General features: G+C 43.7%; 22 protein-coding genes and 1 other annotated feature (1 of these 23 cut by a window edge). Of the genes, 7 read left to right on the top strand and 15 right to left on the bottom strand.

Features of this window, described 5'->3' with window-relative positions:
• Positions 1-188, bottom strand: a binding site (T-box leader); it reaches 75 nt to the left of the window's first position.
• Between the two features lie 120 nt (positions 189-308).
• Both AC1DM9_RS02975 and AC1DM9_RS02970 read left to right on the top strand, forming a co-directional pair.
• Entirely contained in the window at positions 309-1346 is a 1038-nt protein-coding gene (locus AC1DM9_RS02975; protein ID WP_477578474.1) for a permease, read from the top strand.
• Positions 1343-2173, top strand: a complete 831-nt coding sequence (locus AC1DM9_RS02970) for a TIGR03943 family putative permease subunit (RefSeq protein ID WP_477509052.1) — start codon at positions 1343-1345, stop codon at positions 2171-2173. The genes AC1DM9_RS02975 and AC1DM9_RS02970 overlap by 4 nt, the downstream gene beginning before the upstream one ends.
• Before the next feature lie 53 nt (positions 2174-2226).
• Here AC1DM9_RS02970 and AC1DM9_RS02965 read toward each other — a convergent pair whose 3' ends face one another.
• Positions 2227-2631: an O-methyltransferase gene (locus AC1DM9_RS02965; RefSeq protein ID WP_076267494.1), complete on the bottom strand. Its 405-nt coding sequence runs from the start codon at positions 2629-2631 to the stop codon at positions 2227-2229.
• A gap of 510 nt (positions 2632-3141) precedes the next feature.
• On the opposite strand from AC1DM9_RS02965, the gene AC1DM9_RS02960 reads away from it, so the two are divergent.
• On the top strand, positions 3142-4404 hold the full coding sequence (locus AC1DM9_RS02960) for a methyl-accepting chemotaxis protein (protein ID WP_430060426.1): 1263 nt from the start codon (positions 3142-3144) through the stop codon (positions 4402-4404).
• Between the two features lie 82 nt (positions 4405-4486).
• Here the strand turns inward: AC1DM9_RS02960 and AC1DM9_RS02955 are convergent, their stop codons facing one another.
• Together AC1DM9_RS02955 and AC1DM9_RS02950 are read right to left on the bottom strand one after the other, a co-directional pair.
• On the bottom strand, positions 4487-5296 hold the full coding sequence (locus AC1DM9_RS02955; RefSeq protein WP_477509053.1) for a (2Fe-2S)-binding protein: 810 nt from the start codon (positions 5294-5296) through the stop codon (positions 4487-4489).
• Positions 5297-5388: 92 nt separating this feature from the next.
• Positions 5389-6273, bottom strand: a complete 885-nt coding sequence (locus AC1DM9_RS02950; protein WP_477578471.1) for a fumarylacetoacetate hydrolase family protein — start codon at positions 6271-6273, stop codon at positions 5389-5391.
• 73 nt (positions 6274-6346) lie between these two features.
• On the opposite strand from AC1DM9_RS02950, the gene AC1DM9_RS02945 reads away from it, so the two are divergent.
• The gene (locus tag AC1DM9_RS02945; protein ID WP_477578469.1) at positions 6347-7240 is read left to right on the top strand and encodes a polysaccharide deacetylase family protein; all 894 of its coding nucleotides are present in this window, start codon (positions 6347-6349) and stop codon (positions 7238-7240) included.
• Positions 7241-7303: 63 nt separating this feature from the next.
• Here the strand turns inward: AC1DM9_RS02945 and AC1DM9_RS02940 are convergent, their stop codons facing one another.
• The 9 genes from AC1DM9_RS02940 to yicI form a co-directional block, all read right to left on the bottom strand.
• Positions 7304-7942: a 3D domain-containing protein gene (locus AC1DM9_RS02940; protein WP_477578467.1), complete on the bottom strand. Its 639-nt coding sequence runs from the start codon at positions 7940-7942 to the stop codon at positions 7304-7306.
• A gap of 119 nt (positions 7943-8061) precedes the next feature.
• Positions 8062-8970 (bottom strand): CAP domain-containing protein, encoded by a 909-nt coding sequence (locus tag AC1DM9_RS02935; RefSeq protein ID WP_477578465.1) that lies wholly within the window; start codon positions 8968-8970, stop codon positions 8062-8064.
• Between the two features lie 230 nt (positions 8971-9200).
• The gene (locus AC1DM9_RS02930; protein ID WP_475443534.1) at positions 9201-9887 is read right to left on the bottom strand and encodes a peptidoglycan recognition protein family protein; all 687 of its coding nucleotides are present in this window, start codon (positions 9885-9887) and stop codon (positions 9201-9203) included.
• A gap of 138 nt (positions 9888-10025) precedes the next feature.
• On the bottom strand, positions 10026-10865 hold the full coding sequence (locus AC1DM9_RS02925; RefSeq protein WP_477578463.1) for a DUF4097 family beta strand repeat-containing protein: 840 nt from the start codon (positions 10863-10865) through the stop codon (positions 10026-10028).
• Positions 10862-11419, bottom strand: a complete 558-nt coding sequence (locus AC1DM9_RS02920; RefSeq protein WP_441876559.1) for an HAAS signaling domain-containing protein — start codon at positions 11417-11419, stop codon at positions 10862-10864. Before AC1DM9_RS02920 ends, AC1DM9_RS02925 begins: the two co-directional genes overlap by 4 nt.
• Positions 11416-11736, bottom strand: a complete 321-nt coding sequence (locus tag AC1DM9_RS02915) for a PadR family transcriptional regulator (protein ID WP_076267484.1) — start codon at positions 11734-11736, stop codon at positions 11416-11418. The genes AC1DM9_RS02920 and AC1DM9_RS02915 overlap by 4 nt, the downstream gene beginning before the upstream one ends.
• Positions 11737-11957: 221 nt before the next feature.
• Positions 11958-12977 carry a Gfo/Idh/MocA family protein gene (locus tag AC1DM9_RS02910; protein ID WP_076267483.1) on the bottom strand — a complete coding sequence of 340 codons (1020 nt, stop codon included), beginning with the start codon at positions 12975-12977 and terminating at the stop codon, positions 11958-11960.
• 34 nt (positions 12978-13011) lie between these two features.
• Positions 13012-13782, bottom strand: a complete 771-nt coding sequence (locus AC1DM9_RS02905) for a sugar phosphate isomerase/epimerase family protein (protein WP_477578460.1) — start codon at positions 13780-13782, stop codon at positions 13012-13014.
• A gap of 205 nt (positions 13783-13987) precedes the next feature.
• Positions 13988-16309: an alpha-xylosidase gene (gene yicI / locus AC1DM9_RS02900; RefSeq protein WP_477578458.1), complete on the bottom strand. Its 2322-nt coding sequence runs from the start codon at positions 16307-16309 to the stop codon at positions 13988-13990.
• 171 nt (positions 16310-16480) lie between these two features.
• On the opposite strand from yicI, the gene AC1DM9_RS02895 reads away from it, so the two are divergent.
• From AC1DM9_RS02895 to AC1DM9_RS02885, 3 genes are all read left to right on the top strand, one after another.
• Entirely contained in the window at positions 16481-17392 is a 912-nt protein-coding gene (locus AC1DM9_RS02895; RefSeq protein WP_076267480.1) for an AraC family transcriptional regulator, read from the top strand.
• A 140-nt stretch (positions 17393-17532) separates the two neighbouring features.
• Positions 17533-17760, top strand: coding sequence for a hypothetical protein (locus tag AC1DM9_RS02890; protein WP_053372108.1), 228 nt, complete (start codon positions 17533-17535; stop codon positions 17758-17760).
• 180 nt (positions 17761-17940) lie between these two features.
• Complete coding sequence (locus AC1DM9_RS02885) at positions 17941-18840, top strand: ArsR/SmtB family transcription factor (protein ID WP_339204507.1); 900 nt, start codon at positions 17941-17943, stop codon at positions 18838-18840.
• A gap of 10 nt (positions 18841-18850) precedes the next feature.
• Here the strand turns inward: AC1DM9_RS02885 and AC1DM9_RS02880 are convergent, their stop codons facing one another.
• Genes AC1DM9_RS02880 through AC1DM9_RS02870 form a run of 3 tightly spaced genes read right to left on the bottom strand, consistent with a single transcriptional unit; the run spans position 18851 to position 23607 of the window.
• Positions 18851-20476, bottom strand: coding sequence for a response regulator (locus tag AC1DM9_RS02880; RefSeq protein ID WP_477578455.1), 1626 nt, complete (start codon positions 20474-20476; stop codon positions 18851-18853).
• On the bottom strand, positions 20469-22292 hold the full coding sequence (locus tag AC1DM9_RS02875; RefSeq protein WP_477578453.1) for a cache domain-containing sensor histidine kinase: 1824 nt from the start codon (positions 22290-22292) through the stop codon (positions 20469-20471). The genes AC1DM9_RS02880 and AC1DM9_RS02875 overlap by 8 nt, the downstream gene beginning before the upstream one ends.
• 10 nt (positions 22293-22302) lie before the next feature.
• Entirely contained in the window at positions 22303-23607 is a 1305-nt protein-coding gene (locus AC1DM9_RS02870; RefSeq protein ID WP_477578451.1) for an ABC transporter substrate-binding protein, read from the bottom strand.
• Positions 23608-23633: the final 26 nt, after the last annotated feature.

Raw genomic sequence — 23633 nt, 5'->3', positions numbered from 1 at the left:
AATCCCATAAGCCTTGTTGCTCCGTAACGGGGAGCGTCCGTACAAACATCTTCGGCTGCTCGTGCAGCCAGTTTCCGTTCATAGGCTCCGGGGCCCATTCAGCATCGTTGTTTGCACCGGTTCGCAGCAACCACCGGCTCTCTGTACGCAATCCAATCGAGCTTACTTATTCCCATCATTGCATTTAAAACGATTATACATCTGTAATCGTTAATGTCAAGCGATACGAAAGTTGTCCTATCCCGCATCGATACCGCATAAGCTATAGTCATAATCGTAATCCTTACATAAAGAAAGGATATTGTACTATGGCAAAATTTCTTTACCGCATCTGCACCCCATTGCTCGGAGTAGGCTGCTTGATCATGCTCGCCCTTATCGTAACCAATCGAGAGCTTCCCACACATCTTTTTAGTATCACTAATTTGCAATCCTTCAAAATATTATTTATAAGCATTATTTTAGAAGCATTTCCATTTATCCTGCTCGGGGTGATCTTTTCTGCACTTCTGCAAGTCTTCGTTTCGGACGAGCTCATTCAAAAATTCATGCCCAAAAACCCGGTATTAGGCGTTCTTTTTGGGGCGCTGCTAGGCATTTTATTCCCATTATGTGAATGCGGAATGATACCGGTTGTCAGGCGGCTTATTCGTAAAGGCATGCCTGCTTATATCGGAATCGTTTATTTATTGGCAGGCCCCATCGTTAATCCAATCGTTTTTACATCAACCTTTGCTGCTTTTCGAACGACGCCAGAAATGGCTTATGCACGAATGATATTGGCCTTTGTCATAGCCGTTATTATCGGCCTGCTCCTTTATAAATTTATGCGAAGCAGTCCGCTCAAATTAGCTCAACCGTTTCATTTAATCAAGCAGGGTCATACACATAGCCACAATCACACCCATAATCATGAGCATGGGACAAGCGTTACTGGATTCCGTGGAAGAGCCGCCTCAACCCTATCACATGCTTCAAACGAGTTTTTTGAAATGGGCAAATATTTTATTTTCGGAGCAATGTTGACCGCCATTATTCAAACGGTTATTGATCGCAGCACCTTTGAGGCATTTGCTGATCAGCCTTTATTTTCATACCTTTTCATGATGGGCTTTGCTTTTATTTTATCAATCTGCTCCACTTCAGATGCTTTCATTGCTTCATCGTTCAGCGGCATGTTTGATTTTGGACCGCTGCTTGCTTTTCTTGTATTCGGCCCAATGATCGATCTTAAAAATACGTTAATGCTGCTAACGACATTCCGTATTAAATTCGTATTTATTCTCATTGTACTAACCGCGGCGCTAACCTTCATCGGCGCTTGGATAATGGAGGCGCTGCTATGATTCATCATCTTTTGCGTGCCGCAATTCTTACAGGTTTTGCTCTGTTTATTCTCTACTTGGATCGAACGGGTGAAATGGCTCTTTATATCGCTCCAAAAATGGAGGTATACGTAAAGCTGTCAGCGTTAGGTCTCTATGCAGCAGCTATTTATCAAGTCTATGCCGCTTTACAGAAACGTATCGGAAATCAAACGCCAAGCTGTGATTGCGAGCACGAGCCATCTCCATCCGTGTTCAAAAACATCATCATTTATGGGTTGTTTATTTTTCCGCTGCTGCTCGGTTTTCTCGTCCCTGCCGGGACGCTTGGGAGCGATATTGCTTCAAAAAAAGGGATCAGCTTATCTGGAATTTCAACAGCTGAAGAGAATGGTTCCGGAGTCGATGCCTTTTATCCTTTCGATGGCTATATGGAAGCACATACAGCATACGCGAAGAAACTGTACAGCCAACCACTTATCCGTGTACCTGATACTCAATTTATTGAGACGTTGACGACATTTGATCTCTTTCGAGAGAAACTAATCGGTAAAGAAGTTGAAATTTCGGGGTTTATTTACCACGAGGACGAGATGGGCAAGGAGCGATTTGCGGTCAGTAGATTTGCAATGAATTGTTGTTCAGCCGACGCTATGCCTTATGGACTTATGGTATCTTGGCCTAAAGCGATGGATTACGCCGACGATGAATGGGTGACGGTGACAGGAAGGTTAACGACATCAACTTATATGAATCATGTTGTCATGACTTTAGAAGCCCAGCGGCTTGAACGAATCAAGGTGCCGGAATCGCCTTATGTGTATCCTGATCTTGATTTCGGACAATAAAATGAGGAGCTGACGGATGCCGTCAGCTCTTTTTTTTCTTTACGTAATTTTGTTTATTGTGAATCCCATAAATCATTTCTTTTCGGATAATAGCGAGAATTCCAATTGGCCATATTGTAATTAGATTCAAAAAGTATGCTTGCCGACCAAGAATTAGCGCTTGAACGAACGGAAAAATCATATAAAATTTCGCCATGCGACCAGTCTTTCCTAAACTTAAGCGATTCAATGGCCATTTGTTTAAATGCCTGTACCTGAACAGCTGTCAGTCCTTTATCGACACTCTCGAACTTTCCATTTTTGCATTCGATTGGATGGTGCCTAACCCCAAATTTACCCACCGCATTGTTTCGAATATGTATTAATACTGTACCAGCCGTAGCGTTTGTCAGTTCACTTTCAAGCTGACGAAACACAAATTCAACTTGACGAGCGAGAGCTGCAGATTCCGTTTGCATACTTATTATCCTCCTTTATGATTTATTAGGCATGAGTTTCCACTTAGGTCTCAACGCATATTATATAGTCCATTTCTATCATTATCAATATACTAAACAACATTATTTTTGTTTATTTGATATTATTCGACTCTCATTTAATGATTATATAACTTATTTTTACATAATTAAAGAAAGATCATTTCATTACATCTAAATAAAATGAACCTTGCGAACTAAAATAATATTTTTTATTTAATTTTTCAATTCTAATTTCAAGATGCTTTTCTTTCTTACTTAGGAGTTATGTACCATGCAATCTAAACCATCAATTAATAATAAAAATGATTTCTAATTACCGATAATGGTATCATTTTCTATTTATTGTTACACCGAAAACGTATTTAGTATTTTCCGAAGCGCCGCATGCGGTCATTATTTATCTATTTTTTATGAATCGACAATTATAGACCAATTTCGCAGCTGGTGCTATAATATGGATATTCTATTAAAAGGAGCGCTTACATAATGATCCAATGGTACTATTCGCTTTCCGTGCGCAATAAGCTGCTGATTACTTCTTACCTAAATTTAGCAGTGTTTGCCCTCATTATGCTTGTCATATTATCAGTATCAGGCGGCTCGCTTATCGCTGGAATTATTTTCACAATCATTATGGCAATCGCTACGCTTCCACTCGTTTCCTTCATCGAGAGATCCATCAATAATTCATTTGATGAAATTAAAGGAACTGCGCTTCGTATTTCCAAAGGTGATTTCACTCAAAAAATCGACACAACGTCTTCATCAGCTTTAGGCGAGCTTGGACATTCGTTTAACAGTATGATTGATAAACTTCGCGACATTCTAACGGAAACGACGAACATCATCCGTCATGTGTCCGATACAAGCCACAGCATTTTTGACAAAAATAATAATATTCAAATCGCGATGCAGCAGGTTGCTGCTTCCGCAAACGAGCTTGCTACTGGCGCAAACGAAATTTCCGAGGACGTTTCCGAGATGAGCGAATCCATTACTGAGATCGAAGAGAAAGTTTCCGATTACGCTACCTCAACTAAGGAAATGAACACACGCTCTGAGCAAACGCTTCAGCTCGTAGATAAAGGCATGAAGGCTCTTGATATTCAAGCCGACGGCATGCGCCGCAACGTTGAGGCAACCGAGAAGGTATCAGCTACAATTGAAGATCTAGCCCGCAAAGCAAGAGGCATTAGTGCAATTACGACGACTATTTCCGATTTGGCTGAGCAAACTAACCTGCTTTCATTGAATGCCTCTATCGAGGCTGCAAGAGCAGGCGAGCACGGCCGAGGCTTTGCCGTTGTTGCACAGGAAGTCCGCAAGCTTGCTGAGGAATCCAGCGCTTCAACTAAACAAGTATTCAACCTAGTGAAAAGTATTGATGAGGGTATCAAGCAAACGATCAGCAATATGAAAACAAACGAAGAAGTCGTTAAGCTGCAAACGGAGCATATTAAGGAATCCGAAGTCGTATTCTCAGAAATTGTACAAAGTGTTCAATTTATTACGGATAAAATTTATGTTTTCTCCCAAGAAAGCGACGCTATGCTTGAGAGTGCCCGCAAAATTTCCGGAGCCATCCAAAACATATCCGCGATTACGCAGCAATCGGCTGCTGGCACGGAGCAAGTATCCGCTTCGATGAATGAGCAGATCGCATCTGTACAAGCAGTGGTAGAAGAAACGGAACGTATGCGTACAATGGCGGCTCAGCTGCTCAGAACCATCAATGTTTTCAAAATGAAATAATCAAGTATTTGATTGCTTATCGCGTAACAAAAAAAGACCATAATCTTTCCATTCAAAATGGATGATTATGGTCTTTCTTATTTTACGCCTGCTGCTTGCAGCGATATTCTTCACGCTGTTCTGCACGAACACTTTCTTTAACCCTTGGGCAAGTATAACAATAATAGCCGCCATCAACTAAGTAATACAAGCAGCATGCTGCTTTCAGCCGAACCTGCTTATCTTTGTCTCCCAATGACTCTGTCATACGGAATTTCACATCAAGCGGATTTTTGCTTCTGCCGAAAACATCGCCATCAAGTGATTTGACCATATTGAAATAGGTCACAATGCTTTGCTTTGCCTGTTCATCTACTTCGGCACTCAGCATTCTGTCATACCCATATTCAAGCGTGGTAGGAAGCTGGCTCCAAAGCATGCCTACTTTCAACGTTCCTACCTTTGCAATCATGTCAAATATAGGACGTATCGTATGCTCAAAAAAAAAGCTGATTTTATCCTTAATCCACATGTCTTGTTCATCTAAAAGTAGTGGAGCCGCTACAAATTCAGAGTTATGTAAGTAAAAGCTGACAGCAATATATTCATGATTGTTATATTCAGCCTTGTATATTTGAACTGTTAAATTGTTAAGTGATAAATCCGGCGCTTGTTTCAAAACAGACAACGTATAAAGCAAGCCCAGCATAGGCCCGCGAAACCAACCTGCCATGTACACTTCCCCTACGGAAGGGTCCATGCCTTTAACTAGCGGTGTATAGAAAGCTAATAATTGCTTCAATTTGTTCTCATCCAACAGATCTATTGCAGGGCAGGTAAACAGAAGATTTTCTCGTTTATTTACCGTTAAATCATAGCTGTCCTCCAACATCGCAAACAACGCTTCATTCATTGATGTTCTCGTCCTTCCATAACATGAATGTACAATAATAAACGATACGATTTATTATACAACGGACGAAAATGATTATCAATTGCATTTCGTTATCTCATTGTGACAGTTAACTCACCAAGCTGCTCGATTTCCACGGTTACCACATCACCTGATTTTAAATAAACCCTTTGATCTCTCGGGTATCCGATTACTACCCCTTCCGGAGTCCCTGTTAATATGATATCGCCAGGTACGAGTGTCATATGCTTAGAAATATAACTAATTATAGATGGGCAAGAAAAAATCATATCTTCCGTATTCGAATGCTGCTTTTGAACACCGTTTACGCGGCAAGAAATAGTGAGCTTATCCGGATCATTTACTTCATCTGCCGTTACGATATAAGGACCAATTGGTGCAAATCCGTCGCAGCTTTTGCCAAGCATCCACTGAGATGTACGGCGCTGCAGGTTTCTTGCTGACAAATCATTAGCGCAGCTATAGCCAAAAACATAATCAAGCGCATCCGCTTCTTCGATGTTTTTTGCCGTTTTTCCTATAATGATCGCAAGCTCAGCTTCATAATCCACCTCATTGCTCGTAAGCGGCAGCTCCACCTCATCACCATGTGCACTCAGGGCATTGGCAAATTTATTAAACAAAATAGGGGAGGTCGGAATTTCAGCTTTCGTCTCCTCTGCATGCTTGCGGTAATTTAAACCGACGCAAATTATTTTTTGCGGGTTCGAAACGACCGGTGCGTAAGCGAAATTTGTGTCCTCAAGCACATACATGTGGTTGTTAGTTGCAACGACAGCCTCAATAACCGCTTGAAGTTCCGCTAATGCTGTTTTACCGCCTCTTATAACTTCTTCTATAGAAAGCGGAGCTGGAATATCCAGAGCTTGAGAGGCCATTTTAATATCAATAATTCCTAAGTCAACCTGCACGCCGAGTCTTAGTTGATCGGATTGCTTAAACTGCAATAACTTCATAAAAGATAACCTCCCTGCCATGAATTGGTGAACTATGTTTAGTTTAAGCCTCTCTTTTTTTAAAGTAAAGCGCATGAAAGTATGCAGCATGGGTAAAATAGCGGCACGGCTTGTTTACAATCAATCATGGGGACTGATGCAAATGTGGAAAACACCACATAAAATGGGGAAGACTGTGGCGGGCATTGCTTTAATCGCTTGTATGCTGCTTAACCTATCAACCGATTCCTATGCTTCAGCTGCCGATAAGCAGCAAATAGCTCAGTTCAAACCTGCAAAAGAATCAAAAAAACGAAAAACGGCTGTCGTGTCTTGGGATAGGCTTCATAGGCAATTTCCCAATGCCTTTCTCCTTAATGGGCCTCGTAATAAGAAAAGAGTCGCGCTAACGTTTGATGATGTTCCCGATCCAAGATATACACCAGCTATTTTGGATATATTAGCGGAGCATGATGTTTGCGCTACTTTTTTTATTGTAGGGAACCGTGCTGCCAAATACCCTGCATTAGTAAAGCGGATACATAACGAAGGGCATGTCATAGGTAATCACTCTTATGACCATGCCATTTTTTCAAAGCTTACTTTAACGAAGTATCAGAAGCAAATTTGGCGAACGGACACCATAATAAAAAATATAGTCGGATATTCCCCTCATTTTATACGACCGCCATACGGTGAACTGCTGCCTCAGCAAGTAAGATGGAGCAAGCAGGCTGGATTTGCTATCGTCAACTGGGATGTGGATTCCATAGATTGGAAAAACAATCCTAGCAGCGCATTGGTGCTGCAAAATATAAAAAGAACACTTCAACCTGGATCGATTATTTTACAGCACGCAGGCGGAGGAGTCGGACAAAATTTATCCGGCACGGTTGCTGCACTCCCGAAGCTCATCCAATTGCTGGAAAGCAAAGGGTATGAGCTCGTTACATTGCCTGAGCTCGTCGGACAATCCGCAGCCCGTTGAGTTTTCTGTACAAAAAAAAGGCAATCCCTCATGAAGAGTGGATTGCCTTTTCCATCTATATTTTTATTCAAGAACGAATACTTTCACGTTTTGGATACCAAAAGACATGGCTTGGCTTGTTGAGCCTGGTACAAAAATATCAACGCGATTGCCTTTAATCGAACCGCCAATATCTGTTGCTGTTGCAATCATTCCGCCTTGCGGCAAACCATTATAGGAATACCCTGTCACATAAAGCTTTGTGCCAAGAGGTATCATTTTCGGATCTACGGCAATCGTACCAACCTGGAGCTTGTCTCCAAAGTAGTCGACTGCTCCCCACTTGCCATTCTCAGATGCTGCTGCTGTATAAGCCGTAGCTTGTACGAGAAGCGCTTTCGAGTAAGCGTATTCTTTACCATTCATGGCTTTAACTGTTTTTGAGGAGTCGTCAGCTGCTGAATTCATCGTTGCCGGTTTCTTCTCTACAGAAGCTTCTGTGGAAGGTATAGTAAGCTTTAAACCTTTATATAGGTTAAGCGGATCGATTTTTGGATTAGCTCCCATTAGTGTATCCAAAGGTACACTGTACTGCTTGGATAGCTTCCAGAATGTATCATTGTCATTCGCTGTATGTGTTTTCGAAGCTGCACTTACTGTTCCTGCTGCCATCATAACCGATAATCCTACTACTGCTGCTGCTAATGTACGTTTTTTAAACATGGGGTAAATCCTCCTGTGCGTTCCCGAAGTTTCACAACTTCGATCACGTGATTATAAATCTTGTTAAGGGCGGTTGTCCGCCCTTAACGTATTGCTGTTGTATAAGGTTTAAAGAAAGACTAGCCGATAAACATTTGAACCCATTCGCCGTTTACATAACCAACGCCGATTTTTGTAAAGTTGCCGCTAAGAATGTTTGCTTTGTGACCTGGGCTGTTCATCCATGCAGTCATAACATCTTGTGGTGTTTTTTGACCAGAAGCAATGTTCTCACCAGCATAAGAATAAGTCACACCGAAAGAACGCATCATATCAAATGGAGATCCGTATGTCGGCGATGTGTGGCTGAAGTAATTGTTAACGTCCATATCTCTTGCTTTCTCTGACGCTACTTTCGTAAGAAGCGTATCGCTCTTCAAAGCGGACAAGCCAACTTTAGCACGTTCCTTATTAACTAAGTCAACAACTTGTGATTGATAAGCACTCAAATTGGAAGCCCCTGTGTCGGTACCTGTTCCCGGTTTTGTTTCAGTTCCTGTACCAGTACCAGTTCCTGGTTTTGTTTCAGTTCCTGTACCAGTACCAGTTCCCGGTTTTGTTACTGTTCCAGTACCTGTTCCTGGTTTTGTTACTGTTCCTGTGCCTGTTCCCGGCTTAGTTACTGTTCCAGTACCTGTTCCTGGCTTAGTTACTGTTCCAGTGCCTGTTCCTGGCTTAGTTACTGTTCCAGTACCTGTTCCCGGATTAGTTACTGTTCCAGTACCTGTTCCTGGTTTTGTTACTGTTCCTGTGTTACCGCCTGTCGTAGGCCATTGAATGAAGCTGCCATTCAAAAGCTTGCTAATATCTATTCCATATTTATCACCGATCTGTTTGATCGTATCTTGGCTAATGAGGCATGGTTGTTGAATCGTGGAGAAAGTTTTCACAGCCGGTGCTGCACCTGCCGTTGGAGCCGTAAAACCTGCGCCGATCACCGTTGCTGCGATTATGCCAGCGACACCTACACGTATTGGTTGCATCTTCATGAATGAATCCTCCTAATAAGATAAGTTTTTGTAAAAAAGCGTCTGACGACTGAAGCTTTTTCAGCTGCGCATTCGTTTTGTTTGCGCATCGTTCTTCCTGACGCCACTTATCTTACCATGGGGTTTTTGGTGTTTCATGACACAAAAACTGGTAATCGCGTGAAAATAGCTAGCAAAACAGCACCATTACTGCTTTATGAGAATATGCTCATCACCGCTTTTTGCTGCTTTTAGAGCTGTCCGCTAGCTTTTCGAAGCTCATTTGCGAGCCGATGAATTTCATCTTTCTCCGCTTTGGTGGTTGCTGCAAACCATGCTGGAGAGAGCCAAGTAGAGATAATTTTGTTAGCATCTGATGCGTTCATATCAACATCCCTCCAGTCACGAACAAGCTCTAAGAAAGCCGCTTTGTTAACTGAACTTCCTGGACATGTTTTCGCTGGATTCATTTCGCGATGAAACAAAATTTGACTGTCTGGCAGCTTCCACATGGCAGCAATTTGACTTGTCAGCTTAACGGCTGAAGCAAGCTGAGCACCTTCCAGCTTCTCAGCTCCAACATCAAAATTACCGATCATCTCGAACATAAACGGATGTATGCGGTCTGGATCAGGGTCGTTGTAGCCAACAGCAGAGGCCGGAGCCTCCAGAAGAGAACGCCCCTCCCATATATAGCCGTCAGGGTCGATCGTTGCGTGCTGGGCGATATCACCCCAATTTTGTGTAATCGCATGAAACCGCCACATCCCTTGAATGATTTTCATTTTATCCGCAGCTCTGCGATAATCCACAATAGTCGGCTTCCATGTTCCATGCACATGAATCTGCGAAAACTTCACTTTTGATACGAATGGTTTCAAATACTCAACATACTCCGCAAAAGTAAACCTTTGAAAATATTTGCGCTCTACGACCATTTCGCAACGCATCCTCTCGATAAACAATTGCTATATTTTATGCGATACATGAATGAATCGAGACGGCAAACAGATAAAAAAAGCAAGCCATGGATATATTCCACGACTTGCTTCTTGTTTTGATAAATCTATTTTTGCTTATCGAGTGCCGAGTTTGATGTTGCCCGTCTCCGACTCCATGCTTATTTTGATATCACCGCTGCCGATTACACCTTCAATATTATTTTCTGTTTCCTTGTTAACTGAGAAACCATCCCAATCCACCTTGCTGTTTCCGGTATCCTTCTTGATACGAATAGAAGCCGAAGCTGGCTGCTTATCTGCATTAACGATAATATTCCCGGTATCCGTCTTAATTGAAAGATCGCTGCGCAATTCGTCTGTTTCAACTCGTACATTTCCCGTCTCAGATTCTGCTTTTAGAATGCCTTTTCCGTCCGCAATAGTAATGTTTCCAGTATCTGTTTTTAATTCAAGCTCCTGAGCCGTGTAATTCGTTAATTTTATATTGCCGGTTTCTGATTTTAATTTCATTTTGTCAGCTTCCATCTGATTCACTACAATGTTTCCTGTATCTGTTTCGATATCAACTGAGGTCCATAGCTTAGCAGGCACCTCAATCGTCAGCTTCAAGTTAACGATAGAAATACCGAATGTAAAACGATCCTTCGTATTTGCCTCAATATTAAGCGTATCCCCTTTAGGAGCTGCCGTTAGGATGACGTCTCCAGCAAGTTTTTCACTTACATCTCCTTCAAGTCTCACTTTAATATCATCTGCTGTGCCGGGAACGAAAGTGATATTAAACGTATCCGTCTCCGCATGGATCGAGCGAATGGACGATGCATCAATCGTTTTTTCCTGCAAAAAAGGTTCGCCCTGAAATTTCGTTACAAGTTCATCTTTATCGAATACAAAAAACGCGCAAAGTACTCCTATACCAAGCAAAATTAAAGCGAATGCAGCTAGTTTTTTCATTTGTTATTCCCCTTTACAATTCTTGTGTTGAATTTCAAATATTTTAAGGTCATCTTATAGAAGGAAGTTGTAAGTGCCTTTAAGCCGATGATGAGTAAAATCGTAATTGAGCTTGTAATCAAGCCTATCGTCAATGCCTGTGGCATAGTAAATGTGCCATTCCATAAGCTCTCTACCATGATTCCGATACCGCCTACGCCTATTCCCAGAGCTGACGCCCATAAAGCAACAATGACCGACGCCAGAGCCAGATAGGGGCCTAGAACGAATATAACATTGAATAAACCAAGGCTTGCTGTTGCAAATACAGCCTTAGAGAGCTTACCGAAGCCCTTGTTCGTCTCTGCCTGATTAACTCGGTATCCAAGCAGCATCTCGTTCGCAATCATTCTTGGATCTCCCAGCTCGCTAGCTGCTTGCTCCTCGGTTTGACCATTCTCTACCGCTTGCTGAAAATGAAGATAATAATCATACAGCCATTCCTTCCGCTGCGGCTCTGGAATGACTTTGAGCATGCTCTCAAGCTCCAACATATATCGATCTCTTGTCGTCATGGTCTTAAACCTTCCTCTACAATTTCATTTACGGATTGCGTGAAACTTTCCCATTCTGCAATTAATTTGCGCATATGACTCCAGCCCTCTGCTGTTAATTGATAATATTTCCGAGGCGGGCCTTCAGTTGATTCCTTCAAATAGGTTGAGAAATAGCCGTCCTGTGTCAATCTGCTTAGTAATGGATAGACGCTTCCGACTGCAACTTCAAACTTTTCGGAAATTTTAACAGCCAGCTCATAGCCGTATCGATCTCCCCTTGTCGCAAGCACAAGAACGCATATTTCAAGCACGCCCTTTTTAAATTGAATGTTCATTTCGTGTCCTCCATCATTGAAGTTCTAATTCTTCGGTACTGTATGTGGAAAGATACTAAGCATAACTTACTATTAATCAATACAGTATAGCACTGTACAGCAATTCCGTCTTTTGTATAATTTTACCACATGCTATTCTACAATGCAAGATAGTGTGCAAAAAAGAATACCTCCAACCTCACGGCTTGCGCACGTCGGTTGAAGGCATTCCTGTACATTAATTAGTTTACGCTAATGAATTTGCCTGTTGCTTGTGACTCAAATGCACACAAGATAACTTTCAAAGAAGCACGGCCATCTTCACCGCTTACAGCAGGTGTTGTGTTCGTAAGAATGCTTTCCAAGAAAGCATTGACTACGCCGCTTGTCTCTTGCTTATCGTTAGTCGAGATTGCGCCTACCTTATGCTTCTCAACTGTGCCGTTGCGCAGCTCCACGATTACTTGATCGTCAGGATGCGTACCGATTTTCATAACGCCGTTCTCGCACCACAAAATAGTGCTGTTGTCCTCACCCTTATAGTAAGTCCAGCTTGCTACAAGCGTGCCGATTGCACCGCTCTTCATACGAAGCAAGCATGATGCGTTATCATCAACATCGGTATCCTTATCAAGCGTGCCAACAAATCCAGCTACTTCTGAAACTTCGTCGTCAAGCATCCAGCGAATAAGATCGGATTTATGAACGCCAAGATCGCCCATTGCGCCCATAATAGCTTCTGGCTTACGGAAGAACCAGCTTTCTGCGCCATCGATGCTCCAGCCATCTGGACCAGGGTGACCAAACGATGTGCGGAATGTAAGTACTTTGCCTAGAATGCCGGACTGCAATACTTGCTTCGCTTTAACATGCGGCGGCATGAAGCGTTGGTTATGACCAACCATCAAGTGAACGCCGTTTTTCTTAGCTGCTTCAATCATCGCTTCCGCTTCTTCATCGGTTACAGCCATTGGTTTCTCAACAAGAACATGAGCGCCCGCATTAGCTGCAGTAATTGACATTGAAGCATGCAATGCATTTGGCGTACATACGCTTACTGCATCAGGTTTGATTTCTGCAAGCATCGTTTCGAAATCAGCAAACGCTTTCCCGCCATGCAAATTTGCATAGTGTTCTGCGCGCTCGATAATTGGATCTACGAATGCAACAAGCTCAACATTCTCATGAGCTGCATATTCCGGGATATGACGGTATTTCGAAATCGATCCGCAACCTATAACTGCTACACGTACTTTAGACATGAATATTTTCCCCTATCTATTATCAATTAGATTATTATTTGTTCAAAAAATTAGTTTTCAACCATTCCATGCTTTCAGCAACAGCTTCAATCGGAGGATTCGCACAAGTGTCCTGCTCAACAATAATCCATTCTACAGATGCTTTCGAGGCAGCATCAATAATAGGAAGAAGCGGCAAATCGCCACGGCCAAGCTCTACTGTATCGATTTGTTGACCATTCTCACCAGCGCGGAAGTCCTTCAAATGAAGAAGTGGCAGACGTCCTGCGTATTTTGCAATGTAAGCAAGCGGATCTACACCGGAGTATTGTACCCAGCCGATATCCATTTCAACTTGTAGATATTGCGGATCAATCCGCTCATACAAAGCGTCAAATACGATTTGGCCGTCGATTTCAACTTCAAATTCAAATTCATGGTTGTGGTAAGCAAAAGAAATGCCTGCTTCACGGAAACGCTTACCATACTCTTCAAATTTCACGAGATGTCCACGCCATGCTTCTGTATCACGAGCATCTACCGGCAACCAAGGACAAATAGCATATTTAGCTCCAATGGTTTGAAGATAAGCAATTTCCTCATCAAGATTGCCTTCAAGCAGATGCAAGCCGACGTGGCTGCCGATTGCTTTCAAATTCAATTCTTGTAGCAGATCGCGCATGTCTTCAGCTTTGATATCACCGTATCCTGCAAATTCTACGCCCTCATAACCCATTGCTGCAACCTTGCGAAGCGTGCCTTCAAAATCTTGTGCGGTAGCGTCTCTTAACGTGTACAATTGCAAACCAATATTCATTCGTGACATGTGAGCTGCACTCCCTTATATTTATTATTTGATGTATTTGATTTTGTTTTCTGATCTTTATTATATCGACAGTCCTATGCGAAAACCAGTTGTATTATTAGTCTTTTCTTATGCGATTTTGGTCAAAGCTCGTACAATGGCCCTATAAAAGGGGCAGCTTCGGCCTAGCCTGCATACGGCTGGGACGAAGCTGCCTCTTAATTGTTTAGATATGAATAGTAAACGCCAGCTGCTTGGAGCCTGCAGCAATGTGCAGAACTGTATCCTTCACATCAGCTTTTACCCCTTCGACTGAACGAATTGGACCTAGCCCCTTCAGTGCCAACGAGAATGATTTGCCGCTGCCCTCTAATTGAACAGTGATCGCTTCGCCTTGGCGTGTTGCCGAGATCGTCAATTCTGTATCGCCTTTGGTATTGCGCACAGCCGTTGCAGCTGTTTTTCCGTCTTCCAGATTATGAAGCTCAAACTGTACGCCATCCGCATAATCATAATCTGGTTTAACCTCATTCGCTCCAAGCGCAATAATGGAATTAGGACGAACGAATAGTGGAAGGCTAAAGAAGTCATATTTCTCTTTGCGCCATGAGCCGCCTTCTACAATTTCTCCAGATAACAGATGAGTCCATTTTCCAGCTGGCAAATAATAAGTTACATGGCCCTGCTCGTTGAAAATAGGAGCTACCAGTATAGAGTCGCCCAGCATGTATTGGCGGTCCAGCATTTCGCTGGTCGGATCTTCTGGGAACTCAAGCACCATGGCACGCATCGAAGGCAAGCCCAGCTCAGTTGCTTGAACAGCTGTATTAAATAAGTAAGGCATGATCCTGCATTTCAGCTTCGTGAAGAAACGAGTAACATCTACCGCTTCCGTATCGTATGCCCAAGGCACTCTATACGATTTGCTTCCATGCAGGCGGCTATGGCTAGACAGTAAACCAAAAGCTAACCAACGCTTGAATACATGCTCTGGCGCAGTATTCTCAAATCCGCCAATATCGTGGCTCCAGAAGCCAAAGCCCGACATCCCAAGCGACAAGCCGCCGCGCAAGCTCTCTGCCATGGACTCATAATCCGCATAACAGTCGCCGCCCCAATGTACGGGGAATTTCTGGCCGCCTGCCGTAGCTGAACGGGCAAACAAAGCGGCTTCGTTTCGGCCAAGCTTCTCTTCAAGCACTTCAAATACGACTTTGTTATAAAGCTGAGTATAGTAATTGTGCATTTTCATCGGATCGGAGCCGTCAAAATAAGCGACATCGGTCGGAATACGCTCACCGAAGTCAGTTTTGAAGCTGTCCACACCCATATCGACAAGCTCACGCAGATAACTTGCGTACCACTCGCATGCTGCTGGGTTAGTGAAATCAACGAGCGCCATGCCTGGCTGCCACAAATCCCATTGCCATACATCGCCGTTTGGCTTTTTCACCAAATAGCCATTTTGTTTGCCTTCCTCGAACAAGCGCGAGCGCTGAGCAATGTAAGGATTGATCCACACGCAAATTTTAAGCCCTTTTTCTTTGAGGCGCGACAGCATCCCGACAGGGTCTGGGAATACCCGCTCATCCCATTTGAAATCCGTCCAATGAAACTCACGCATCCAGAAACAGTCGAAGTGGAACACATGCAATGGAAGATCACGTTCTGCCATGCCATCGACGAATGAATTAACTGTTGCTTCATCATAGTTAGTCGTAAATGAAGTGGTAAGCCATAATCCAAATGTCCATGCCGGCGGCAGCGCTGGCTTGCCAGTCAAATCTGTATATTTATGAAGAACATCCTTCATGCTCGGACCATCGATAATGAAATATTCGAGTGATTCTCCTGACACACTGAATTGCACTTTTTTCACTTTTTCCGAAGCGATCTCGAATGATACCAGCTCTGGATGATTGACGAATACACCATATCCCTTATTGGTCATGTAGAAAGGAATATTTTTGTACGATTGCTCCGAGCTTGTGCCCCCGTCTTTGTTCCAGAGATCGACTACTTGTCCGTTTCTTACGAAAGGCGTGAAGCGCTCGCCAAGGCCATATACCCACTCGCCAACACCAACATCCAATTCTTCGCGCATAAACGTATTGCCGTTGTCTTCTTTAATGTAGGCCATCGATTTTTGCGTACTTCCCGTAATCCGCTCACCCGCGCGATAGAAATCCACCGCCCATACGTCTCCTTTACGGATATGAACGCTGAGGCTGCCGCTTGTTAGAACAGCCCGCTCATCGTTTTCTTCGATTACAACATGATCGCCAGTTTGCGAGGACAGCTCGAACACTGGGCCACGCTCCCGAACACCTGCATGATGCACAAGCTTAACACCAATAATGCCTGGCAGCGGAGAATGAAAATGAACCGTTAACAACATCGTATCCAGCATATTAGAGCGATTATAGATAGGTTGTGGCGAAGCATATGCAGTTAATTTGCCATCCTTTTGCTCGAAATCATGGACTTGTACAGCCCCTAATACTTTGTATTCATCACGAATGAGCCAGTTGCCGTCTGTAAATTTCATCGACTGAACCAACCTTCCTGTTTAGTTTTATTTGCAATCCTATATATTTGCATTATACTGATAATTAATCGAATAATTCTAACAGAATACTGCTCATCTATAGCACTATTTTGACGATATGCCTCTATGGAATGGCAACAAACTCGCATCAAGCACAGGAGGCCTCTCAAAATGGATCAAACAACTAGGCACGCCTTAAAAGAAGACCGGCTGCATGGCGATAATATGTTCCCGCTTGCCGCCTACTGGATTGAACATGAAGAGGCTGGCGTCCCCGTTCTGGATTGTCATTGGCATGCTGAAGCAGAGTTTTTTTATGTGCTTGAAGGTGAAGTGCTGTTCCAGGTTGATACCGATTATTTCATTGTAAAAGCAGGCGAAGCTGTTTTTATAGACGGTGGCGACATTCATGCTGGTCATGCACAAGGTGATACTGCCTGTTCTTTTTGCGCCATCGTGTTCGACACTCATTTGCTCGCCAGTGCCAGCTATGATGCCGTACAGGAACGATTTATTTCACCGCTTCAAGACAAGAAAAAGACGTTTCCTAGACATATTCAGCCAAAAACAGAATGGGAAATCGCGCTGCTTCAGCATTTGCAATGCATTATGAACGTATGTCAAAGTCAGAAGCCTGGTCATGAGACCGCGGTGAAGGGTCACTTTTATTTAATGCTTCATGAAATTGCCGCGCAAAGCAAATTTTGCAACAGAAGTGAAACAAGCAATGCCGACTCTACAAAAATTGACAGACTAAAGACCGCTATTGTTTATATGCAAAATCATTTCCAGCGCCCTATACGGATCGCAGAAATTGCTGATCAAATTCCGATGAGCGAAGGTCAGTTTTGCCGCTTCTTCAAGACGATGACCAGACAAACCCCAATTGAGTATTTGAATGCTTATCGAATTAGACAAGCAACGGAGCTGCTTCTGAAGCCAGAGCTCAAAATAGCAGCTGTAGCGCTTGATGTCGGATTCGATCATATTAGTTATTTCGTCAAAGTTTTTCGCAAAATGATGAAATGCACGCCTTCCCAGTTTCGCAAAAAACAGCTTGAATCGTCGGATCGTCGTCCATAATAAGAAAAAACGTGTATGATTTGGTCATTTACTCAAAAGTTACAGCTTTGTAACCAAATACTCACCGAATTTTAAGAATTATTTAATAATTGTACGTTACACTATAAAAAAAAATCCTTCGCGGGATGGAGGTCCATACTATGAAAACGATGCTGATGTTCCAAAATAAAACGATACCTGTCTATTTAACAGATACAAATAAGCAAGCCATTGAGAAATTGACCGCAGTACTTAATCGTAAACTGACAACAGGCAAAAACGCACTTAAAACATGTATCAAATCGCTAATTAGCGTAGAAATTGTAGGCAGTGAGGCAACGCTTCATTCTTATTTCGAACGTGACACTCTAACCATTTCCCTATATTAATCTAGACTTCCCATATACCGAAATACGAAGAGGGTGATCCTTTTGGTCTATACAGGCCATCAGGACACCCTCTTCTTTTATTTACAACGTTCAAACGCTTTAATTAGTAAACATTTGAGTTGTGTAATTAACTTTCGAATTATATAATGTTAGCAAACATAACGGAATGAGGATCAATCGATGAACATAGAGGTTAACAGCCGCAATATCAAATTTCTTGAATGCTTTGCATCGGACACAAGAGTGAAGATCATTGAATTATTAAATATTAAACCAATGAACATTAAAGAAATAGCTGAAGCGCTAGGCATTTCGTCAGCCATTGTGACTAAACATATTCAGAAGCTAGAAGAAGCATCCATTATTACGACAGAAAGTGTGCCCAGCACGAGAGGCCGCCAGAAGGTGTGCCATCTCACACTCGATTCTGCTACGCTGCAATTTCGTGTGAAGGAGCAAACCATTCAAAATAGGTATGCCGTATCCATTCCAATTGGTCAATATTCCTCTTATGAAGTAAAGCCTACTTGCGGACTGACATCGGACACCAAAATTATCGGCATGGTGGATGACCCGCGCTACTTCTCCGATCCTGAACATGTGAAGGCATGCCACCTGTGGTTCGGAAGCGGCTATATTGAATATCGCATTCCTAATTATTTAGTAGGAAAACAATCGGCAAAAAGCATTTCCATATCGCTTGAAATATGCTCGGAAGCACCGCACTACAACGAGAACTGGCCTTCCGATCTTTCCTTTTATATTAATGACATCTTGCTCGGCGTATGGACTTGTCCAGGAGACTTCGGTGCAGTAAAGGGTGTGTATACGCCTAGCTGGTGGGATTTGGGGACTCAGCATGGCTTGCTGAAACAAATAACCATCGACTCAGGAGGCTCCTTCATCGATGGCATTCGGATGTCTGATCGGACGATAACGGATCTTGATGTTGGCTTTGGCGACGACATCAGATTCCGTATATGTGCGCCGGAGACTGCAACCCACAGCGGAGGGTTAAGTATGTTCGGCAAACAATTCGGAAATTATGATCAGGACATTCAAGTTTACGTCGCATACTAGCAGCTTGTAGCTAGTTCTGCATAACATTCGGTTTGATATGGATATCTTCACGGTATTCCTTTGGCGACATACCGGTTTCATTGCGAAACACACGGTTAAAATGGCGGATATTCGTGAAGCCCGTATGTTCAGCTATCGTCGCAATTTTATTATCGGTTTGAACCATTTGCCGCTTCGCTTCAAAGATTCGAATCTCAGTAAGCCGCTCAACGAAGGATTTCCCGGTTTGTTTCTTGAACAAGGTGCTGAAATATGCTGCATTTAAATAGACGGAATCAGCTACCTCTTTAAGCGTCAGCGCCTTGGAATAATGCTGCTCAATATATCGAATCGATTTTTCGATTGGATCATGCTCAGGCTGCGCCGTACTCTCAGCGATACATACGGCTAAACGAACGAGCAGCTGTGAGCATGCATCCATAAGCTCTTCTCTAGAAGAGATCGAGCAAATATCAAATAGAACGGTTTTCATATCCTTCATGCCCAGCCACTGCTTCGTTAGCCGCAGCCGCCCTGCTGCTTCATAATAATGAATGAGCAGCTTGCATAGCTGCTGATGCACGGTTTCCGGCGTTTTGGCATCATGGCAAAGCTCACTAACGAAAGCATGGGCTGCCGCTGCGACCTGTTCCAGCTTCCCCTCATTCATGGCCAGATCCAGCTTCTCCCACGACCATGTTTTCAGCTCGCCTTTGAAACGATCATCCGTGCCTAAATCACTGTAGACTAACACTTTATCTCCGCCAACGATGAGCCTGTGAAGCAAAGCAATTTCCGCTTCGTTGTATGCATCGGATATCGATTTAAAGCCTTTTGCCACCTGGCCTATGCCAATCGTGACCGTCATATTCGATAAGCTTGTAATTTGTCTGCGAATCGTCTCGCCAATTTCCCGCACGGCAGCCATCGCTTGGTCACTGTCCTCAATATTTAGCAGCGCCGCTACTTCTGTCTCCGACATGATGAAGCAAAAGCCATTTGTTCTCCTGCTCAGCACTTCTTGCACGAGCTGTTGAATATACAATTGAAACAAAGAAGGATCAGCTTGATTATACCGCTCACTGCCGATTGAATTTTTGTCTAATTTCACAACCATGCAGGTGAAGAAAGGTTGATGAAAGTCAATCCCAATGGTCCGAAGCAGCTCCAAATCCGCTTCATTCACGCTGCCCTTCAGAAGGCCGGTTAACAGATGTTCACTGACATGCTGCCTAATCCGGTGCTCATCACGATAGGGGTTGCTGACGGGAATCGCTTGGCTAAGCTGCACTTTCTCTTTAAGCATTTGAAGCACCTTATCCAGCTCTTCGCGCTCAATCGGCTTCATCATATAATCCTTCGCGCCTTGCCTCATCGATTGCTGAATATAGACAAAATCATCAAACCCGCTGATAACGACGCATAACACATGCGGAAAACGCTCCTTCATCATCTGCTGCAATTGAATGCCATCCATGCGAGGCATCCGAATATCCGTCAGAATAGCTTCTGGCTCAAGCTCCTCCACCAGCTGCAATGCTTCATAACCATCCCGCGCTTCACCAACGACCTCCCATTCCGGGTCGAGTTCTATTATCATTTTGCGCAAGCCTTTTCGAAATATCGATTCATCATCTACAATAACGATTCTAGGCATGAGTATCCCCTTTCATTTGATCAGGCTTCTCAAATACAGCAGGAAAAGTCATCGTTACTTTCAAGCCTTGATATGGCATGCTCTCCAGCATTAAACCATACGATTCACCATAATGAAGAACAATTCTGCGATGGACATTTAATAATCCATTGCCGGAGCTGCCTCCTAAATCCTTCGAATGCTGCAGCCGACGGCGAATATCCACGAGCTGCTCCTCCGTCATTCCAATGCCATCGTCTTCAATGACAATACGCAGCACGTTTTCTTCAATTTTGCAGGTTAATGTAATTCGCCCGTTGCCCACACCTTGATCGATGCCGTGGTTAATGGCGTTCTCGACAATCGGTTGAATAATTAAGGGAATGACAGTACAGGTCAAAGAAGCTTCGTCTCGGTCTAATCGAAAATCGATCCGATCCTCATAGCGCATTTTTTGAATCGTCATGTAACCCAAGACATGTCCGAGCTCATCCTCAAGGTTCACATGTTCTTTCTGGCTGCTCAAGCTGTAACGCAGCAGCCTGCTTAAATTATTCGTCATTTTGACAACCTCTTGATTGCCGTCGACTTCTGCATACATACTGATCGATCCAAGCGTATTATACAAAAAATGCGGATTGATTTTGCTTTGCAAAGCCGCAATCTGCGCATCCTTCTCGCGAATCTCTGTCTCATAAAGCAAGTAACCAAGCTCGCTTAGCTTGGATACCATCGTATTGAACGCTTTGCCCAAATGGCCAACTTCATCCCATTGCTTGACGGGAAAGGATACGAGAAGATCGCCGCGTTCCACCTTGCGCATGAGCCTAATTAAACCTCGCAGCGGCTCTGTTATTCGAAACGCAAGGAATACCGACATAAGCATAGCAAGACCCATACAGATGACACCAAACAGAATAATCGAATTCCGCATAATTAAACTGTCCTTCATCAGCTCCGACACCGGAACGATTCCAACTGTCGTCCAATTGGTGATCGATGACGTCACGTAAGAAACGAGCTGCCGCTCTCCGTTAAGTGCAGCATGTGTAACCCCTTCCGGCGCTTTATCCTTATAAAGGCCTCCCAAAGCCTCTTGCGGCATCGTTCGATTTTTACCGACAACGACTCCACCGTCTTGATCCATAATATATAAAGCTTCCTTCGTTCCGAGCGTAACCTGCGATATCATCTTATGAATGACCGTTGGATCTACATCAATAACGATATATCCAAGCTTTTTCCCGCTATCAAAGCTGCGCAGCTCCCTTGCAATAGAGAACACGGGGTATACCGTACCGCTGGTAGACTGAATATTGTGGGTTGTAATAAAAATGGATTGTCCATTGCCGCCCTTCTCGTTTTGGAGCCATTGCGCATTCTCATCTAGTCGATACGTCGTAACATATTGGCTTTCCGGCAGTACAACATAGGATGCACCGCTTTCCCCAAATAACGAGACGCCTACAATATCAATGCGGCCGTTCAGAAATACTTGGGAGACAAAGCTGTTTAATTGCTTAATCTCTTCCAGTGATAAAGCCTGACCCTGCTCACGCTTGCTCTCAAGAAAAGCTGTAATTTGCTCATATTGATAGGGCATAAGCGTCAAACGATCTAATTCTGCCATATAAGTATCCAGATTTAGCGTCAGCTGCTTCATGGTCTGCAGTTGATAGTCGCCGACCTTCTGCTCAAGCGTCGAAGCAAACCGAGTGAAGGCGAAATACCCCATAACGCTGAGTGGAAGCACGATGAGTATAAAGTTTATGAGGATGAGCTTTCGTGCCAGCTCCTGATTTTTGAACCACCCAATCACCGCGAGTACCCGCTTCATAGCTATCTCCTTACTTCCTCAGCTCGATGTTCACCCTTTTCACAGCTGCTTGCAGCGTTTCCTCAGGCGTTTGCTCCGAATAATTCATTTTTTCAAATTCTTGAATTAAAATTTCAACGATCGACCATTGCCGGACATGGCGCGGCCAATAAGCTACATAGTTTGCGGAGGCTGCATAGGAGCTTCTGTAATTCAAGCTGTTAAACGGTTCGCTGGCAACGACCTTTGTCATGCTTGGCACATGGCCCGCTTCCGCCCACATCGCACCGTTTTCTACACACCATTTAACAAAAGTAAGCGCCGCTCGCTTCTTCTCATCCGTCATCCCATGCTTGGTCGGTATGGCAATGGTGTGCGAATCCCCCCATACCGCAGCGCGGTCGAATAGCGCAGGCATTGGAATTACGCCAAAGTCCAAATTTTTTGCTTTCTCAAATGCACCCGTTCCCCACATCCCTGTAATTAGCACCGCAGCTTTTCCATCATAAAAAAGCTTGAATGCATCGTTAATATCTGGCGGAATTAGCTCTTTCTTGTACAAATCATTCATATAGCTTAGCGCTTGCAGCGCTTGCGGATTGTTGAATACGGCAGCGCTTGCATCCTCATTATAGAAGCTGCCCCCGCCGTCTATTTGGTTATAAAGACTCCACCAAAGCCATACGGAATCAATCCGAGTACTCGGTTGAGCCATCGGCGCAATGTCGGCTGGTATCGAAGACTTAAGCTTCTGCAGGAAAGCTTCAAATCCCGCAGCTCCTGCCCCTATTAATGGCTTATCCGCCTCATCAATTAGACCCGCTTTACGCAAATAGGTTTTATTGTAAAACATAACAAGCGCATGCGTATCAAGCGGCACGGCGTAAGGGATTCCGTCATACATCGTAGAATCGAGAATATTGCGATTAAAGCCCGACCAGTCCAGCCCGATCTGCTTAGCAGGCTCTGTCAGATTCTCGATATAGCCGTTCTGAACGAACTGCGGCAAACTTGTCTGATGCAAAATCGCAAGCTCCGGCGCATTGCCAGACATTATCGCCGTTTTTAGCCTCGTGTAATAGTCATCCAATCGAGAGTTTACTTGCACAACGTTTATCGTCGGATTCTCTTCATTAAATCGTGTGACCATCTCCGTCATAAACTGATTGTCGCCGCCGCTAAACGGCGTCCAGTACTCAAGCCTTATAGCCTCAGGCTTCGTCTCTTCATTTTTCTGATTTGCTTCTTGCTCGGAGGCGCAGCTTGTCAAGGCAATGACCAGGAGACCGATTAGTGTATAGGAGACCCACTGCGCGCTCCTTTTTTTTATATTCATGTTTAGCGCCTCCGTTGCCTGAGTTG

It is taken from the genome of Paenibacillus sp. 01T431 (assembly GCF_056398625.1).
The sequence above is the reverse complement of the archived record's forward strand: the minus strand, read 5'-3'. Positions and strand labels throughout refer to the sequence as shown.